This is a genomic window from Streptomyces sp. NPDC058632 (genome assembly GCF_042717095.1).
In the GTDB taxonomy this organism is placed as follows: domain Bacteria; phylum Actinomycetota; class Actinomycetes; order Streptomycetales; family Streptomycetaceae; genus Streptomyces.
Genome location: NZ_JBHXQZ010000037.1, coordinates 1 through 16,402, shown reverse-complemented (window position 1 = coordinate 16,402; position 16,402 = coordinate 1). Strand labels below are relative to the sequence as shown.

Here is a 16,402-nt window from a genome sequence, read left to right as displayed (position 1 = left end):
CCCGTTTCCGTATGCTCCGAGCATGCCCGATGTCCGGCTGGCCTCCCCGCAGGGCAGGTGGGTTCTGCTCACCACGGTGCTCGGTTCCAGCATGGCCCTGCTGGACTCCACCGTCGTCAACGTCGCCCTCCCGCGCATCGGCCGTGACCTCGACGCGGACCTCGCCGTCCTGCAGTGGACGGTCAACGCGTACATGGTCACGCTGGCCGGGCTGATCCTGCTGGGCGGGGCGCTGGGCGACCGGTTCGGGCGACGGAAGGTGTTCGTGGTCGGGGTGCTGTGGTTCGCGGCGGCCTCCCTGCTGTGCGGCCTCGCGCCGAACGCCGGTGTGCTGATCGCCGCCCGTGCCCTGCAGGGGGTCGGTGGCGCGCTGCTCACGCCCGGCTCGCTCGCCCTGATCCAGGCGTCCTTCCACCCCGACGACCGGGGCCGGGCGGTGGGCCTGTGGTCCGGCTTCGGCGGGATCGGCGCGGCGGTCGGCCCGTTCCTCGGCGGCTGGCTGGTGGACGGGCCGGGCTGGCGCTGGGTGTTCCTGATCAACGTGCCGCTGGCCGTGCTGTGCGCCCCGATCGCCGTCCGTCACGTACCGGAGTCGGACAGCGGGGAGCGGGCCCACGGCCGCTTCGACGTGCTCGGCGCGGTGCTCGGCGCGCTCGCTCTCGCCCTGGTCACGTACGCGCTGATCGAGGCCGGTGAGGCCGGTGGGGGCTCCCTCCTGGTCGCGGTCACCGGGGCCGCCGGACTGGTCGTCGCCGTCGCCTTCGTGGTCGTCGAGAAGCGCCGCGCGCACCCGATGATGCCGCTGGACGTCTTCGCGTCCCGCCAGTTCACGGCGGTCAACGTGGTCACGCTGTGCGTGTACGCGGCGTTCGGCGGCTTCTTCTTCCTCGCCGCGCTCCAGCTCCAGGTCGCCGTCGGCTGGTCCGCGCTCGCCGCGGGTACGGCGCTGCTGCCCACGACCGTGCTGATGCTGCTGCTCTCCGCCCGCTCCGGCGAGCTCGCCGACCGGATCGGGCCGCGCATCCCGCTCACCGTCGGACCGCTGCTGTGCGCGGCCGGGATGCTGTTGATGACGCGGGTGGGGCCGGGCGCCTCGTACCTCCCCGACGTCCTGCCCGCGCTGCTGGTGCTGGGGCTCGGCATGGTCACCCTGGTGGCGCCGCTGACCGCGACCGTTCTCGCCGCCGTGGACACCGCGCGGGCGGGCCTGGCCAGCGGCGTCAACAACGCGGCGGCCCGCGCGGCCGGCCTGGTGGCGGTGGCCGCGCTGCCGCTGCTGGTCGGGATGGGGCCGGAGGCGTACCGGGAGCCGGACGCCTTCGACGACGCGTTCGGCCGGGCAATGGTGCTGTGTGCCGCGGTTCTGGTGGTCGGCTCGGTCATCGCCTTCGCGACCGTACGGCGTCCGGCACCGGGCTGCCGCCACCCCGAATGCCGTACGCACGGCAGTGTGGCGGTGCCCCCACTGGAACCCGAGATCGGACCCGAACCCGAGATCGGACCCGAACCCGATGTGGGGCGGAAAGGTGGTGTTTCACGTGAAACACCACCATCGCCCGGGTCCGAGAGGCTCTAAGCCCGCTTCAGTTCCTCGTACGCCTCGGCGCTGCTGTCCTGGAGGAACTGCTTGCAGCGCTCCGCCTCGTCCTTCTCGCCGATCGCCTCGGCGGCGCGGGCGAGGGCGGCGAGGCAGCGCAGGAAGCCGCGGTTGGCGCGGTGGCTCCACGGGATCGGGCCGTGCCCCTTCCAGCCGGACCGGCGCAGGGAGTCGAGCCCTCGGTGGTAGCCCGTCCGGGCGTACGCGTACGACTCGACCACTCGCCCCGCCTCGAAGGCGTCGTCGGCGAGCACGGCCCAGGCAAGCGAGAACGTCGGGAACTTCGCCACCACCTCGGCGGGCGGCAGGGACTTCTCGCTGAGCAGGCGGTACGCCTCCTCGTTCTCCGGCAGACGGGTCGGGTCCGGGCCGCCGAGCAGGTTCTTCTGAGTGGTCATGACGCCAGTCTGCCACCTGCCGCGGGTCGCTTTGGCGGTGCGGCGGTGTCCGCGTCCAGGGTGACGGCGAAGAGCGCGGCATCGTCCTGCAGCGCGCCCCCGGTGTGCCGGAAGACGGCGTCGAGTACGGCGTCGAGCACTACGTCCGGGTCCGGCGGGAAGGGCCGGGACAGCATCGGAACGAGGTCGAAGAAGGCGCCGTCCGCGTCGCGGGCCTCGTTGATGCCGTCGGTGTAGAGCACCAGTGTGGCCCCGGCCGGCAGCTCGAACCGGTCGACCGGGACCTCGCCGCCGTCGGGAGCGCCACCGGGACCGTCGTCGAGAACGCCCAGACCCAGGGGCAGCGACGGTACGGCAGGTTCCAGCGGGACCGCCCGGCCGTCGTGCACCAGCAGGGGTGCCGCGTGTCCCCGGACGGCGATACGGAGTTCGGAGCAGTCGGGGGCGAGCTCCGCGACGACGGCCGTGGCGAACGACTCGGTCTCCGTCCCGCTCGCCTGGTCGATGTCCCCCCGCATCCGCTTCTCCAGCTGCCGGACCACGCCCGGCAGGTCCGACCGGTAGAGGCAGGCCTCGTGGAACGATCCGAGCAGGGCGTTCACCGCACGGATCGCCTCCAGTCCTTTGCCGCGCACATCGGCGATGAGTATGCGGATGCCGTGCGGCGTCTCGTGGATCGCGAAGAGGTCACCGCCGATGGCGGCCTCCGCGTGGGCGACCTCGTACCGGGCGGCCACGGTCAGCCGTCCCACCCGGCGCGGCGGGTCCGGCAGCACCGCGCGCTGCACCACCGCCGCCACCTCGCGGCTCGTCCTCAGCTGCTGCCGGTCGCGTGTCAGCTGCACGTTGAGGCCCGCCGCGATGACGGTGAGCAGGACCAGGCTGCTGAACGCGGTGACGTCGGCGCGGGTCGGCTCTCTTTCCAGGTCCACCAGGAGAAGCCCCAAGGCATTCGCCCCCACGCCGGTGGCGATCGTCCCGTGCAGGGAGAGGATCGGCGCGGCCAGGACGGGGGCGGCCGCGAGCAGGGGAAACGTGCTGACGTTGTCCAGGAGGACGAGGTCGAGGACGAAGGCACCCACGAGCAGCGCGATGGGCAGCCACCGGAGCCACCGCTCGCGCCCCCTCATTTCCGTGCGCCCGTTTCGCATGCGATTCAGTATTTCTGAGGTGGTCGTCCCGTCGGTGCGGCCGGCACCCAGTCTCCGACACGCCCCTGGCGACGGCTACCGGAAGATCTCCGCGGGCGCGGGCGCGGGCGCGGGCGCGGGCGCGGGCACGGGGACGGGGACGGGCCGGCTCCGGCGGCCGGGGCATGGTGCGGCGTACTCCTGCGGCGCGTTCCGAGGGCGCGGCCCCCGGTGCATCCCCCCGGTGCATCCCCGTGGCGTACCCCCGTGGCCCGTCCCTGTGGCCCGTCCGTGATCAGGCGGACCTTGCGATGCCGGGGGACGATTGCGGAGGATGCCGTGTGGGGACCGGGGCCCCCGTGTCGGTAACGGCAGGGGCGGACCGCTACCCAGAGCACAAAAACAGGAGACAGCGATGTCCCACGAGGCTTTTGAGCCGGAGACCCCGCATCTCGACTTCGAGGGCACGACCCCCTACGAGGACTACGTCAAGGCCGACGTCCTCACCCACCTCCAGCACACCCTCTCCGACGATCCCGGAGAGATGGTCTTCCTGGTCACCACCCAGGTGATGGAGCTGTGGTTCACCGTGATCGTGCACGAGTGGGAGACGGCGGCGAACGCGCTGCGCGGCGACGACATCCCCACCGCGATCGACGCGCTGAAGCGGTCCGTCCGGGAACTGGACGCGCTGAACGCCTCCTGGAAACCACTCGGACAGCTCACCCCGGCGCAGTTCAACGCCTACCGCGGCGCGCTCGGCGAGGGCTCCGGATTCCAGTCGGCGATGTACCGGCGCATGGAGTTCCTGCTCGGCGACAAGTCCGCGTCCATGCTCGTCCCGCACCGGGGCGCGCCGCGGGTGCACGCCGAACTGGAGAAGGCGCTGCACGAGCCGAGCCTGTACGACGAGGTGCTGCGCCTCCTCGCGCGCCGCGGGCACGCCGTCCCCGGCGAGGTGCTGCGCCGTGACGTGTCCCGGAAGTACGAGCCGTCGCCGGGTGTGGAGGAGGTCTGGACGGCCGTCTACTCGGGTGACGAGCGCGGCGATGTCGCCCGGCTGGGCGAGGCGCTCACCGATGTCGCCGAGCTGGTGTGGCGCTGGCGCAACGACCACCTGGTCGCCACCCGCCGCGCGATGGGCGCCAAGACCGGTACGGGCGGCTCCGCCGGAGTGGCCTGGCTGGAGAAGCGGGCGCGCAACAACGTGTTCCCCGAGCTGTGGACGGCGCGGTCGTATGTCTGAACCGATGTCTGAACCGAGGCTCAGGGCGAAGGAGCTGGACGCGGCCGACCGGCTGGCCGCCAAGCGGACCGAGTTCGTGCTCGACGCGGACGGCGGCGAGAGCGGTGGCGACGCCGTCTACCTCGACGGCAACTCGCTGGGCGCGCTGCCCGTCACCGTCCCCGGCCGGGTCGAGGACGTCGTCCGCAGGCAGTGGGGCGAGCTGCGCATCCGGTCCTGGACGGAGAGCGGCTGGTGGACGGCGCCCGAGCGGATCGGCGACCGGATCGCTCCGCTGGTCGGCGCGGCGGCCGGGCAGATCGTCGTCGGCGACTCCACGAGCGTCAACGTCTTCAAGGCGGTGGTGGGCGCGGTGCGCCTGGCCCGGCTGACGGGCGGTGCCGCCGGACCCGCCCGCGACGAGATCGTGGTGGACGCGACCACGTTCCCCACGGACGGCTACATCGCCGAGTCGGCGGCCCGCATGACCGGCTGCGCCCTGCGTCCGGTGCCGCCGTCCGAGGTCCCGGGCGCGCTCGGCGACCGTACGGCCGCCGTGCTGCTCAACCACGTCGACTACCGCACCGGCCGGCTGCACGACCTGCCCGCGCTCACGGCCGCCGTGCACGCGGCGGGGGCGTACGTCGTCTGGGACCTGTGCCACAGCGCGGGCGCGCTGCCGGTCGGGCTGGACGAGCACGGTGTGGACCTGGCGGTCGGCTGCACCTACAAGTACCTGAACGGCGGCCCCGGTTCACCGGCGTACCTCTATGTGCGCGCGGAGTTGCAGGACCGCTTCGACTCCCCGCTGCCCGGCTGGAACTCCCACGCGGAGCCCTTCGGCATGCGTCCGGAGTACGCACCGGCGCCGGGCGCCCTGCGCGGGCGGGTCGGCACCCCGGACATCCTGTCCCTGCTCGCCCTGGAGGCGGCGCTGGACGTCTGGGACGACGGCGTCACGGTCGAGGCGGTGCGGGCCAAATCCCTTGCCCTGACGGACTTCTTCCTGGAGTGCGTCGAGGCGTACGTCCCCGAGGGCAGGGTCGAGTGCGTGACTCCGCGGGCGCACCGGGAGCGGGGCAGCCAGATCGCCCTGCGCTGCCGGGACGCCGGTGACGTCATGCGGCGGCTGATCGAGCGGGGGGTGGTGGGCGACTTCCGCCATCCGGACGTCCTCCGCTTCGGGTTCACCCCGCTGTACGTCGGCTTCGCGGACACGGAGCGGGCGGCCCGGGTGCTGGCGGAGGTACTGGCGGAGGCACCGGCGGAGGTACCGGCGGAGGTACCGGCGGAGGCAGGAGCCGACGGGGAGGCCTGACCGGTGCCCGGGAGAAGGTGGCCGGGGCAGGAGGTGCTCTCCGCCCCGGCCGCCCTCGGGAGAGGTTCACCGAGCGTGATAACCCCATGTCCACGCCCGTCATCGTGCTGATACCGTCCCGGCCAACGGCCGAATTCTTCTCTCGTCCGTCAAGTACGTTTGATCGCTGAGAGGTTGAGCATGAGGGACGACGTCGCAGCCGCCCGGTCCGCAGCCGAGGAGGAGTCGGTCTTCTCCCGTCCGCCGGTCGCCCCCGACGCGACCGCGGCCTACGGCGACGGCCTGGACCAGCTGATCGACTTCTACGTTCCACGTGCCACGGGCGGCCCCGGCGGCCCCGCGCCCGTGGTCGTCGTCCTGCACGGTGGTGCCTGGCGGGCGCCCTACGACCGGCGGCACGTCAGCCCGTTCGCCGGTTTCCTGGCCCGCCGGGGATTCGCCGTGGCCAGTGTCGAGTACCGGCGCGGGGCGGGGGAGACGGGCGGCGGGGACCCGGTCGCGGGGCGGTGGCCCGACACCTTCGACGACATCGCCGCCGCGCTCGACGCGCTGCCCGGGCTGGCCCGCCGTCACCTGCCCGGCGCCGACCCGCGCCGCACCGTGGTCACCGGTCACTCGGCGGGCGGCCACCTGGCGCTGTGGGCCGCCGCCCGGCACCTCCTCCCCGCCGACGCCCCCTGGCACACCGACCGCCCCGCGCCCCTGCGCGGCGTGGTCGCCCTCGCCCCGATCGCCGACCTCGCGGCCGCCGACAAGCTGGACGTCTGCGGCGGTGCGGTACGCCAGCTCCTCGGCGGCGACGAGCGGTTCGCCGAACGGCAGCCCTACGCCGACCCCGCGCTGCTGCTGCCCACCGGCATCGCCACCACCATCGTCCAGGGCCGTACCGACGCCGATGTCCCGCAGGCGGTCGCCGAGTCGTACGCCGACGCGGCGGCCAAGGCCGGTGAGGTGGTGGGGGTGACGCTGCTGGAGGACGTCGGCCACTTCCCGCTGATCGACCCGGCGGCGGACGCCTGCGCGGTGGTGGCGGAGGAGATCGCCCAACTCGCCTGGTGAACCCGGCCTGCCGAGGTGTGCCCGGCGGGGCCCTCTCCCCAGTGCCGTCGGCCCTGCCCGTCATACCTGAGAGCTACCCCCGAGGTGAGCTCCCCGGCGGGACGCGGACCACCTGCGCCGATCCGTAACTTCCTTGTCCGAAGGGCCCGGTGAGCGGGCGGACGGACAGGGAGGAGGCCGACCGTGGGTCTGGTGGCAAGAGGGCTTCGGTGGCGCCGCGCCGTGCTCGCCGTGTTCGTCGCCTCGGCCGTGACGCTGCCCGTGGTCGGAGCGGCCCGGCCCCCGGTCCCCGCCCCGCCACCGGTCACGCTCGCCGCACCGACCGCGGCCACCCTCGACGCCACCTACGCCGCCCACCGTGCGGGCGCCGCGAAGGCCGCCCGGATGGCCGCGGATTACGGCGACCGGCGGCGCGCGGCCGCCGACCGTGCCCTGGCCGACCCCGCCCGGCACCTGCTCGCCTTCGACGGGCGCGGCTCCGGACTGGTCACCGAGGTCCTGGGCGACCTCGCGCACGCCGACCGTGTCGCCGTCCTCGTCCCCGGCTCCGACACCGGCCTCGACACGTACGGCCGGTTCCGCGCCGCCGCCCAGGCCCTGCACGCGCGGCTCACCCGTGAGGCCCCGGCGGGCATCCGCACTGCGGTCGTCGCCTGGCTCGGCTACGAGACGCCCGCCACGATCGGAGTCGCGGTCGCCACCACCGACCTCGCGGACCGGGCCGCCCCCGAACTGCGCGCCTTCGTACGGGACGTACGGGCCGTCACCGGTCCGCGCCCGCGCCTCTCCCTGCTCTGCCACTCCTACGGCTCCGTCGTCTGTGCCCGTGCCGCCCCCGGCCTGGACGCCGCCGGCGTCGACGACCTCGCCGTCGTCGGCAGTCCGGGCATGGGCGTCGACACCGCCGCCGGTCTGCGCACCCGCGCCCGGATCTGGGCGGCCCGCGGCGCCGACGACTGGGTGAGGCACGTGCCCCACATCGGCGTCGGCCTGTTCGGCACCGGCGTCGGCTTCGGCACCGATCCCGTCTCCCCGGCGTTCGGCGCCCGGGTCTTCGAGGCCGGCGACGGCGGCCACAGCGACTACTTCGCACCCGGCTCCTCCTCCCTGACCAACCTGGCCCGGATCGTCCTGGGCGAGACCACGGCGGTGACCCATGACTGACCTGATCCCGAACGCCGTACGCGACGGCGTACGGCAGGCCGCCCACCGTCTCGACGCGGCCACCCCCGCCCACCGCGACCGCGCCGTGGACGCCCTGCGCGCCGGCGCGGTCCTCGGCGTCGTCCTCGGCCACTGGCTGGTCACCGCGCTCGTCGCGGACGGCCGCACCCTGCACACGGCCAGCCCGTTGCAGCACATGCCCTGGCTGGCACCCGTCTCCTGGCTGTTCCAGACGCTCGCCGTGTTCTTCCTGGTCGGCGGCCAGGTGGCGACCCGCGGCCACGCCTCGGCCCGCGCCCGGGGCGTCCCGTACCACCGCTGGCTGCGCGGCCGGCTCGCCCGGCTGTTCAAACCGGTCACCGCCGTCCTCACCCTGTGGACAACCGTCACGGTCGTGCTGCTGCTTGCCGGTACCGACCTCGCGACCACCCGCACGCTGGTGAAACTCGCCCTGTCCCCGCTCTGGTTCCTGCTGGTCTTCGCCGCCCTCACCGCCGCGACCCCGCTGCTGGCCCGGCTCCACCCGCTGTGGCCGCTCGCCGTCGTCCTGCACGTGGACGTGGCGCGCTTCGGCCTCGGCGGCCCCGCGTGGCTCGGCTGGATCAACCTCGCGGCCGGCTGGCTGGTCCCCTACACCCTGGGCGCGGCCTGGACCCGGGGCGAGCTGGAGCACCGCCGCTCGGGCTGGATCCTGCTCGTCGCCGGTACGGCGGCCACGGCCGCGCTCGTCGCCCGGGCCGGCTATCCGGCCTCGATGGTCGGTGTCCCCGGCGCCGGGATCTCCAACCTCGACCCGCCGACGCTGGCGGCCGTCACCTTCGGCCTGGCCCAGTGCGGACTGGCGCTGCTGCTGCGGGAGCGGCTGCGGGGTGCCATGCGCCGGCCCGTCGCCTGGGCGGCGGTGGCTCTGGTCAACCTCTCCGCGATGACGGTCTTCCTCTGGCACCAGACGGCCCTCATGGCGACCACCGCCACCGCGCTCCTCCTCGGCCGCCTCCCCGGACTCCACACCGTCCCCGACGGCCTGGGCTGGGTGGCCGCCCGGCTGGCCTGGCTGCCGGTGCTCGCCGGTGCCCTCACGGTCTGCTGGGCGGCGTTCCGGTCCTGGGAGCGGGGCGGGGGACGGCGCGGGCGGTGGCCCCGGGGAGCGCGGGAGTCGCGGGCGTATCGGCCGACGGCGGACAAGGCAGTGAAGGGTGCACGTCATGTCTAAGCTGGACCGTGTGGCGGACAAGGGGGCGGAGCCGGTCCTGCGGTGGCTGCGGGTGCTGCGGGACGATCTGTGGACGCTCCGTGCCGACCCGCTGCCCCCGTCGGTGTGGCTGCGCTGGTTACCGCACGGGATCGTGTGCCTGGCCGGGTTCGGGGTCGTGCTCGGCGACGCGAGCCAACTCTCGGACCACGGACACCTCGTGTCCGGGTCAGCCTTCCTGATCGCACTCGGACACGGCGCCGCGATGCTGCTCGCGCTGTGGTACCCGGTCCCGGCATGGTGGGCGTCCCTTGCGACCACGGTCGTCGCAGCGATGGCCGTGCGGGCGCGGATGGCCCCCGACGAGTACAAGTTCACCTGGCCCTGGACCTCGGCCGGTCTGATCTCCCATCTGTTCGTCCTGCTGCTGCTCGCCCTGCGGGTCCGTACCAGGATCTCCGTGGAGGCGCTGGTACTGACCGGGCTTGTCACCTACGTCGTCCAGGGACTGATCGGCGCACAGAACTACCGGCCCACCGGCCAGACCGCCGTCACCCTGTTCGCCACCGCCGTCGTCCTCGGCATCGCCCTGCGCGGCCGCCGCGAGGCCCGTGCGGAACTCGTGCAGCAGACCACGCTCACCGCCGAGGAGCGGGACCGGCGCACCCTGCTGGAGGAACGCAGCCGGATCGCGCGGGAGTTGCACGACGTGGTGGCCCATCACATGTCGGTCATCTCCATCCAGGCCCAGGTAGCCCCGCACCTGGTCGAGAACCCCTCCGAGGAGCTGAAGGAGAACCTGGTCGGCATCCGGCAGAACGCCCTCGACGCGCTCACCGAACTACGCCGTGTCCTGGGTGTACTGCGTTCCGAACATCCCGCCTCCCCCGTGCGCGAGGACGGTTCCGGTGCCGCCCCGCACGCCCCGCAGCCCACCCTGGACCGGCTCGGGGCGCTGGTGGAGAACACCCGGGCCGCCGGACTCGCCGTGACCACCGAAGTCACCGGTGTGCGAAGGCCGTTGCCGCCCGGCGTCGAGCTGTCGGCGTACCGGATCGTGCAGGAGGCGCTGAGCAACGTACTGCGGCACGCCCCCGGCGCCACCGCCCACGTCGCCCTCGCCCACGAACCGCACGGGCTGCGGGTGGAGGTGACCAACACCCGGCCCATGCGGGCGGCGCCGCCGTCCTCCGGCGCCGGGCACGGGCTGCTCGGCATGCGGGAGAGGGCCGCGATGCTCGGCGGCAGCCTCACCACCCGCCCCCGGTCCGACGGCGGCTACCGGGTCGTCGCCCACCTTCCCGCCGACTCCCGCACCGGGACCGGCGACCCGGCCCCTCAGCACAAGGACGACACCCCATGATCCGCGTACTCGTCGCCGACGACCAGCAGATGGTCCGGCAGGGTTTCACCCTGCTGCTGAACACCCGGCCCGACATCGAGGTGATCGGCCAGGCGGTCGACGGGCTGGACGCGGTCGCACAGGTCGCCTACCTCGCCCCGGACGTCGTGCTGATGGACATCCGCATGCCCGAACTCGGCGGTATCGAGGCCACCCGCCGCATCACCGCCGCGACCCCGCACATCCGGGTGCTGGTGCTGACCACCTTCGACCTCGACGAGTACGTGTACGAGGCGCTGCGCGCCGGCGCCTCCGGGTTTCTCCTCAAGGATGCCTCCAGTGACCAACTCGCCGATGCCGTGAGGGTGGTGGCGGCCGGCGACGCGCTGCTCGCACCCGGCATCACCCGGCGGCTGATCGCCGAGTTCGCACGCCTGGAGGACAGGCCCCGTCCTCCGCTCAGGGAACGTGTCGCCGACCTCACCGAGCGGGAGACGGAGGTGCTCGGGCTGATAGCGCAGGGCCTGTCCAACGCGGAGATCGCGGTGCGGCTGGTGGTCGCCGAGCAGACCGTGAAGACCCATGTGGGTCGCATCCTGGTGAAACTGGGCCTGCGGGACCGCACCCAGGCGGCGGTCTTCGCGTACGAGTCGGGGCTGGTCCGGCCGTCGGGGTACTGACGCGGGGCCGGGCGGGCTCTCGGGGCACGGGACTCTCTCCCCGCCCCCTTCCCTCCCCGCCCCCGCCACCCCTCGTAGTACCTGAGACGGACGCCCGAGAACCCCTCTCACCGGGGACGCCCCCGGTCCCCCGGTCGGCCTAACGTGTGACCGTGACCGAGACGACCCACGCCCACTCCGCGGCCCCGCCGGCCGGAGACGGGGCCAAGACCCGCAGCCCGGAGTACCGGCTGGCCCAGAACGCCCTGCGCGGACTGCGCCACGACCTGTTCGAGGACGCCTTCGCCTACCGGCCGCTGCCGCGCCGGCGCACGGACGGCCCGTTCGTCCGCCGGCTGCCCGGCCGGCTGAGGTCCTCCGCGGAACATCTCCCGCACGCGCTGGTGGGAGTGGTCGCGCTGCTCGCCCTGTCGGCCGGCGCGTTGGGGGGCGGCCTGCCCGGCGGGAACGTACTGGCTCTGCTGGCCGGCCTGCTGTGCGCGTTCCCGGTGCTCGCCACGCTGGTCCGGCCGGTCGGCGCGTTCTGGCTGTCGCTGGCGGTGACCCCGGTGGTCGCGGTCCTCAATGGCAGCGGAGGCGAATGGCCGTGGATGCCCGGCGCGTTCGTCTGCCACCTGGCGGTGCTGATCGTCGTGGCGCTGCGCACCCGGCCCCGCACCGCCGCCTGGATGTGGGTCCTGACCGCCGTGTACGCCTTCCTCTCGGACATCGTTTTCGGCGGGTCGTACTACTACACGAACAGCGGGCCCATGATGGTGACGTCCGCCTTCGCCCTGCTCGTGGTCTCCTTCCGGCACGTCCGTCACACCGCCCAGCAGGAGGTGACCGCCCAGCAGACGGTCACCGCGCACGAGCGCTCCCGGCGCACACTCCTCGAGGAGCGCACCACCATCGCCCGCGAGCTGCACGACGTGGTCGCCCACCACATGTCGGTCGTCGCCATCCAGGCCGAGGCCGCGCCCTACCGGGTGGAGAACCCGCCGCCCGAGCTGGAGCGCGCCTTCGCCACCATCCGCGAGAACGCGGTGGCCGCCCTCACCGAGCTGCGCCGGGTCCTCGGCGTGGTCCGTGCCGAGGACTACGAGGCCCCCGACTCCCCCCAGCCCACCCTCGCCGACCTCGACGCCCTGCTCGCCAATGTGCGCGACGCCGGTCCGGACGTGGAGAAGGTGGTGACCGGGGCGGTGCGCGAGCTGCCGCCCGGCGTGGAGCTGTCGGCGTACCGGATCGTGCAGGAGGCGCTCAGCAACAGCCTGCGCCACGCGCCCGGGGCGAGCGCCCGGGTCGAGATCGGGTACGTCCTGGGAGGGCTCGGCCTGCGCATCGTCAACGGCCCGGCGCCCGAGCCGAACCTGGTCAAGCCCTCGCCCGGCGCCGGACACGGCATCACCGGCATGCGCGAGCGGGTCACCATGCTGAGCGGCGAGATGACGGCAGGACCGGCGGACGACGGCGGCTACGAGATCGCGGTGTTCCTGCCGGTCGGCGCGGCGGACGAGGACGAGGCATGAGCGGGGCGAGCGGAATCGGAGCAGGGCTTGGAGCAGGTCCCGGGAGCGGCGACGGGGGCAGCATCCGCGTCCTCATCGCGGACGACCAGATGATGGTCCGCGAGGGCTTCTCCGTCCTGTTGAACGCGATGCCGGGCATCGAGGTCGTCGGCGAGGCCGTCAACGGCCGGCAGGCGGTGCAGCGGGTCCGCGAACTCGCCCCCGACGTCGTGCTGATGGACATCCGCATGCCCGAGCTGAACGGCATCGAGGCGACCCGCGAGATCGTCGCCGCCGACGGCGCCGCGAAGGTGCTGGTGCTGACCACCTTCGACCTCGACGAGTACGTCTACCAGGCGCTGCGCGCGGGCGCCTCCGGCTTCCTCCTCAAGGACGCCTCGGCCCGTCGCCTCGCCGACGGGGTACGGGTGGTCGCGGCCGGGGAGGCGCTGCTCGCCCCCTCCGTGACCCGGCGGCTGATCACCGAGTTCTCCAAGCTGTCCGAGGCCCCGCGCCTGATGCCGTCCGCACACGCGGCGTACGGCGACCTGACCGAGCGCGAGACGGAGGTCCTGGTGCTCATCGCACAGGGCCTGTCGAACGCGGAGATCGCCGGGCGTCTGGTGGTCGCCGAGTCGACGATCAAGACCCATGTGAGCCGCATCCTGGTGAAACTGGGCCTCCGCGACCGCACCCAGGCCGCGGTCTTCGCCTACGAGGCCCGCCTGGTGACGCCGGGCTGACCGCCGAGCTCGCACCACACGTACGTGCCCCGGTCACCGAATCCGGAGAGCGGCTGCCGTCCCCACTCGCTCCTTCACCGCGTTCACCGCGTTCACCGCGTTCATCGAGTCCGTCGAGAGGACGCGCGGACAGGCCGCTTGTGCCGCGGTGACGAGGACGTTCCGCCGGCGGCGGGACGCGCACGGCTGATGCCGTGTCACGGCCCGCCGCCGGAAAGACGTCAGACCCGCTCCAGAGGCCGGTGCGGCCCGCTGGGAAGCTCCGCTTCGATCACGTCGCCCGGGCGCACCACGCCGCCCTCCTCCACGACGGTCATGATTCCGGCCCTGCGCACGATGTTTCCGGCTTCATCGCGGCCGACGACCTGCTTCAGCAACCCGTCCCGGAAGGTGTCGATCTGCAGGCACGGATTGCGCAGGCCGGTCACCTTCAGCACTGCCTCGTCGCCGACGCGCAGCAACGTGTCGACCGGCAGGCCGAGCAGATCAATGCCACGGGTGGTGATGTTCTCGCCGAGGTCACCGGGCACCACTGTGAATCCCTCCGCACCGACCTCGGCGAAGAGCTCTTCATGGATGAGGTGGACCTGGCGCAGGTTCGGCCGGGTGGGGTCCTGCGCGACCCGTGAGCGGTGCTTGACCGTTACGCCGGCATGTACGTCACCGTCCACACCGAGCCCGGCGAGCAGCGTGATGCTGTCCCGGTTCGGTTTGGTGAACGAGTACGCGCCGTTGCTGCTGACCGCCGTGACCGTCCCGCTCATCCTTGGCTCCCCCCTCAGTGACGATGCTCGGCCACGACCCTGACTCCTGGGCCGCACAGCGGCCCTCCTCGACCGTGGGTGAGGCCGTGAGCCACATCCTCGGCCAGGGGCGTGGGCCCCGCCCGGTCAGTGACCTCCTCTGTTCTTGACACAGGGGCCCGTTCCCGGCTGGGGCTCGACGTAGGCACCGTGCACCTCGCTGGTCAACTCGTCCTTCGTCACGCGACCGGACACGCACACGACTCCCGTGTGGACGCTGTAGAACCCGGTCCCGATGTACACGCCGTGCTCCTCGCCGCAGCCGAGACGGCTCAGCGCCGCCGCGATCCGCTCCTCGCCGAAGGCGCCGTGCTCACCGGCACCCCCTTCCTGCCGGACCTTCTCCAGCTCCTCGCGGATGAGCTTCGCCGACGCCTGCCCTCGGGCACGCTTGTCCGGCGTCAGGGACGCCTGCATGCGGTAGGCGTGGTTCTCGGCGTAGTGGGGAGCCTGGTCCCCGTTCCCCTCCTGGCGTGTGCCGGTCACACTCGGAACGGGAGAAGACGGCGGATCCGAAGGCACCGCGACGGGTTCCGCGCACGTCGGCCGGGGCGTGAAGGAAGGCGGCGGACTCGCCGACTGCGCCTGCTCGCCCCGCTCGGTTCCACACGCGGCCACAGTGACCGCGACAAGGGAGACCGCGGCTGCCGCAGCTGATCGTCTGATGAACATGGTCAGAGTTTCCCGCCTCGTACGGCAGGCGCCATGAGCGCGGGTACTCATTCGGCCAAGGTGCTGTGCGGGGCACTGTCCGGTCTCGCTCCGCAGGTCACAAGGGGCAGTGCTTGTCGGCCCTTCCTGTCACCGTCGGGAGAGCCGCTTTTGATGAGGGCTCTGGGCAGGGGCCCGGTCGGCGTCCTATGGTCCGTTCATGACGGCTGAATCCGACCTTGCGTTCGACCCGTGGGACCCGGCGTTCCTCGCCGATCCGTACCCCGCCTACGCCGAGCTGCGGGAACGGGGCCGGGTGCACTGGTTCGAGCCGACGAACCAGTGGCTGGTCCCGCACCATGCGGACGTCTCGGCGCTGCTGCGGGAGAGGCGTCTGGGGCGGACGTACCAGCACCGCTTCACCCACGAGGAGTTCGGCCGGACCGCCCCGCCGCCCGAGCACGAGCCGTTCCACACCCTCAACGACCACGGCATGCTCGATCTCGAGCCGCCGGACCACACCCGCATCCGGCGCCTGGTGTCGAAGGCGTTCACCCCGCGCACGGTGGAGCGCCTGAAGCCGTACGTCGAAGGACTGGCGGGGGACCTGGTGTCCGCGCTGGTCGACGCCGGCGGCGGTGACCTGCTGCGGGACGTCGCCGAACCGCTCCCGGTCGCGGTGATCGCCGAGATGCTGGGCATCCCCGAGCCGGACCGGGCACCGCTGCGGCCCTGGTCGGCGGACATCTGCGGGATGTACGAGCTGAACCCGTCGCAGGAGACGGCGAAACGGGCGGTGCGCGCCTCGGTCGAGTTCACCGAGTACCTGCGCGAGCTGATCGCGCACCGTCGCGCCCACCCCGGCGACGACCTGGTCTCGGGGCTGATCGCGGCCCACGACGAGGGCGACCGCCTCACCGAGCAGGAGATGATCTCCACCTGCGTGCTCCTGCTGAACGCGGGCCACGAGGCGACGGTGAACTCCACGGTCAACGGCTGGGCGGCGCTGTTCCGGAACCCGGGCCAGCTGGCCGCCCTCCGCGCGGACCACTCCCTGGTCCCCTCCGCCGTGGAGGAGCTGATGCGCTACGACACCCCGCTCCAGCTGTTCGAACGCTGGGTCCTGGACGACATCGAGATCGACGGCACGATGATCCCCCGGGGCGCGGAGATCGCCATGCTCTTCGGCTCCGCCAACCACGACCCGGCCGTCTTCACCGACCCCGCCCGCCTGGACCTCACCCGCGCGGACAACCCGCACATCTCCTTCAGCGCCGGCATCCACTACTGCATCGGCGCGCCCCTGGCCCGCATCGAACTCGCGGCGTCCATGAGGGCGCTGCTGGAGCGGGCCCCGGCCCTGCGCCCGACCCAGGAGCCGCGGCGCAAGCCGAACTTCGTCATCAGGGGGATGGAGGGGCTGGCGGTCGAGGTCTGACCCGCCGGCCCGCGCCGGCCCGCGCCGGACGGGGCTGCGGGACGGGGCTGCGGGACGGTTGCCCCGTACCGCGGCCCTGCCCGGCGACGTGGTCTCGAGGTGCCGCCGCCGGGTGCCCGCCAGGGCCCGCCACACCAGGCCGGCGGCGACGGGGGGCAGCGGGAGGAGCGGG

At 73.1% G+C, this 16,402-nt stretch carries 15 protein-coding genes; 11 read left to right on the top strand and 4 right to left on the bottom strand.

What is annotated here, in order from left to right:
* The first annotated feature begins 22 nt into the window (after positions 1 to 22).
* Entirely contained in the window at positions 23 to 1,576 is a 1,554-nt protein-coding gene (locus tag ACFWVE_RS16325; RefSeq protein ID WP_384013944.1) for an MFS transporter, read from the top strand.
* Here the strand turns inward: ACFWVE_RS16325 and ACFWVE_RS16320 are convergent.
* Together ACFWVE_RS16320 and ACFWVE_RS16315 are read right to left on the bottom strand one after the other, a co-directional pair.
* Entirely contained in the window at positions 1,573 to 1,995 is a 423-nt protein-coding gene (locus tag ACFWVE_RS16320) for a DUF3151 domain-containing protein (RefSeq protein ID WP_384013941.1), read from the bottom strand. The genes ACFWVE_RS16325 and ACFWVE_RS16320 overlap by 4 nt on opposite strands.
* Complete coding sequence (locus ACFWVE_RS16315; protein WP_384013938.1) at positions 1,992 to 3,146, bottom strand: PP2C family protein-serine/threonine phosphatase; 1,155 nt, start codon at positions 3,144 to 3,146, stop codon at positions 1,992 to 1,994. Before ACFWVE_RS16315 ends, ACFWVE_RS16320 begins: the two co-directional genes overlap by 4 nt.
* Before the next feature lie 394 nt (positions 3,147 to 3,540).
* Here ACFWVE_RS16315 and ACFWVE_RS16310 point away from each other — a divergent pair, with 394 nt between their 5' ends.
* From ACFWVE_RS16310 to ACFWVE_RS16270, 9 genes are all read left to right on the top strand, one after another.
* Positions 3,541 to 4,371, top strand: a complete 831-nt coding sequence (locus tag ACFWVE_RS16310; RefSeq protein WP_384013935.1) for a tryptophan 2,3-dioxygenase family protein — start codon at positions 3,541 to 3,543, stop codon at positions 4,369 to 4,371.
* Positions 4,364 to 5,668 carry a kynureninase gene (kynU, locus tag ACFWVE_RS16305; protein WP_384013932.1) on the top strand — a complete coding sequence of 435 codons (1,305 nt, stop codon included), beginning with the start codon at positions 4,364 to 4,366 and terminating at the stop codon, positions 5,666 to 5,668. The genes ACFWVE_RS16310 and kynU overlap by 8 nt, the downstream gene beginning before the upstream one ends.
* Positions 5,669 to 5,848: 180 nt before the next feature.
* The gene (locus ACFWVE_RS16300) at positions 5,849 to 6,727 is read left to right on the top strand and encodes an alpha/beta hydrolase (protein WP_384013929.1); all 879 of its coding nucleotides are present in this window, start codon (positions 5,849 to 5,851) and stop codon (positions 6,725 to 6,727) included.
* Positions 6,728 to 6,919: 192 nt separating this feature from the next.
* A complete protein-coding gene (locus tag ACFWVE_RS16295; protein ID WP_384013927.1) occupies positions 6,920 to 7,891 on the top strand; it encodes an alpha/beta hydrolase in 972 nt (323 codons plus the stop codon).
* A complete protein-coding gene (locus ACFWVE_RS16290) occupies positions 7,884 to 9,104 on the top strand; it encodes an acyltransferase (RefSeq protein ID WP_384013925.1) in 1,221 nt (406 codons plus the stop codon). Before ACFWVE_RS16295 ends, ACFWVE_RS16290 begins: the two co-directional genes overlap by 8 nt.
* Positions 9,097 to 10,446, top strand: a complete 1,350-nt coding sequence (locus ACFWVE_RS16285; RefSeq protein ID WP_384013922.1) for a sensor histidine kinase — start codon at positions 9,097 to 9,099, stop codon at positions 10,444 to 10,446. Before ACFWVE_RS16290 ends, ACFWVE_RS16285 begins: the two co-directional genes overlap by 8 nt.
* Positions 10,443 to 11,105: a response regulator gene (locus ACFWVE_RS16280; RefSeq protein WP_384013919.1), complete on the top strand. Its 663-nt coding sequence runs from the start codon at positions 10,443 to 10,445 to the stop codon at positions 11,103 to 11,105. The genes ACFWVE_RS16285 and ACFWVE_RS16280 overlap by 4 nt, the downstream gene beginning before the upstream one ends.
* Before the next feature lie 152 nt (positions 11,106 to 11,257).
* Positions 11,258 to 12,616, top strand: a complete 1,359-nt coding sequence (locus tag ACFWVE_RS16275; protein WP_384013916.1) for a sensor histidine kinase — start codon at positions 11,258 to 11,260, stop codon at positions 12,614 to 12,616.
* Positions 12,613 to 13,338 (top strand): response regulator, encoded by a 726-nt coding sequence (locus tag ACFWVE_RS16270; protein WP_384013913.1) that lies wholly within the window; start codon positions 12,613 to 12,615, stop codon positions 13,336 to 13,338. The genes ACFWVE_RS16275 and ACFWVE_RS16270 overlap by 4 nt, the downstream gene beginning before the upstream one ends.
* Before the next feature lie 221 nt (positions 13,339 to 13,559).
* On the opposite strand, the gene ACFWVE_RS16265 is transcribed toward ACFWVE_RS16270, so the two are convergent.
* Together ACFWVE_RS16265 and ACFWVE_RS16260 are read right to left on the bottom strand one after the other, a co-directional pair.
* The gene (locus ACFWVE_RS16265) at positions 13,560 to 14,102 is read right to left on the bottom strand and encodes an MOSC domain-containing protein (protein WP_384013910.1); all 543 of its coding nucleotides are present in this window, start codon (positions 14,100 to 14,102) and stop codon (positions 13,560 to 13,562) included.
* 126 nt (positions 14,103 to 14,228) lie between these two features.
* Positions 14,229 to 14,627 carry a hypothetical protein gene (locus ACFWVE_RS16260; protein WP_384013907.1) on the bottom strand — a complete coding sequence of 133 codons (399 nt, stop codon included), beginning with the start codon at positions 14,625 to 14,627 and terminating at the stop codon, positions 14,229 to 14,231.
* Positions 14,628 to 15,012: 385 nt separating this feature from the next.
* Between ACFWVE_RS16260 and ACFWVE_RS16255 the strand changes: the two genes are divergently transcribed.
* Entirely contained in the window at positions 15,013 to 16,230 is a 1,218-nt protein-coding gene (locus tag ACFWVE_RS16255; RefSeq protein WP_384013904.1) for a cytochrome P450, read from the top strand.
* Positions 16,231 to 16,402: the final 172 nt, after the last annotated feature.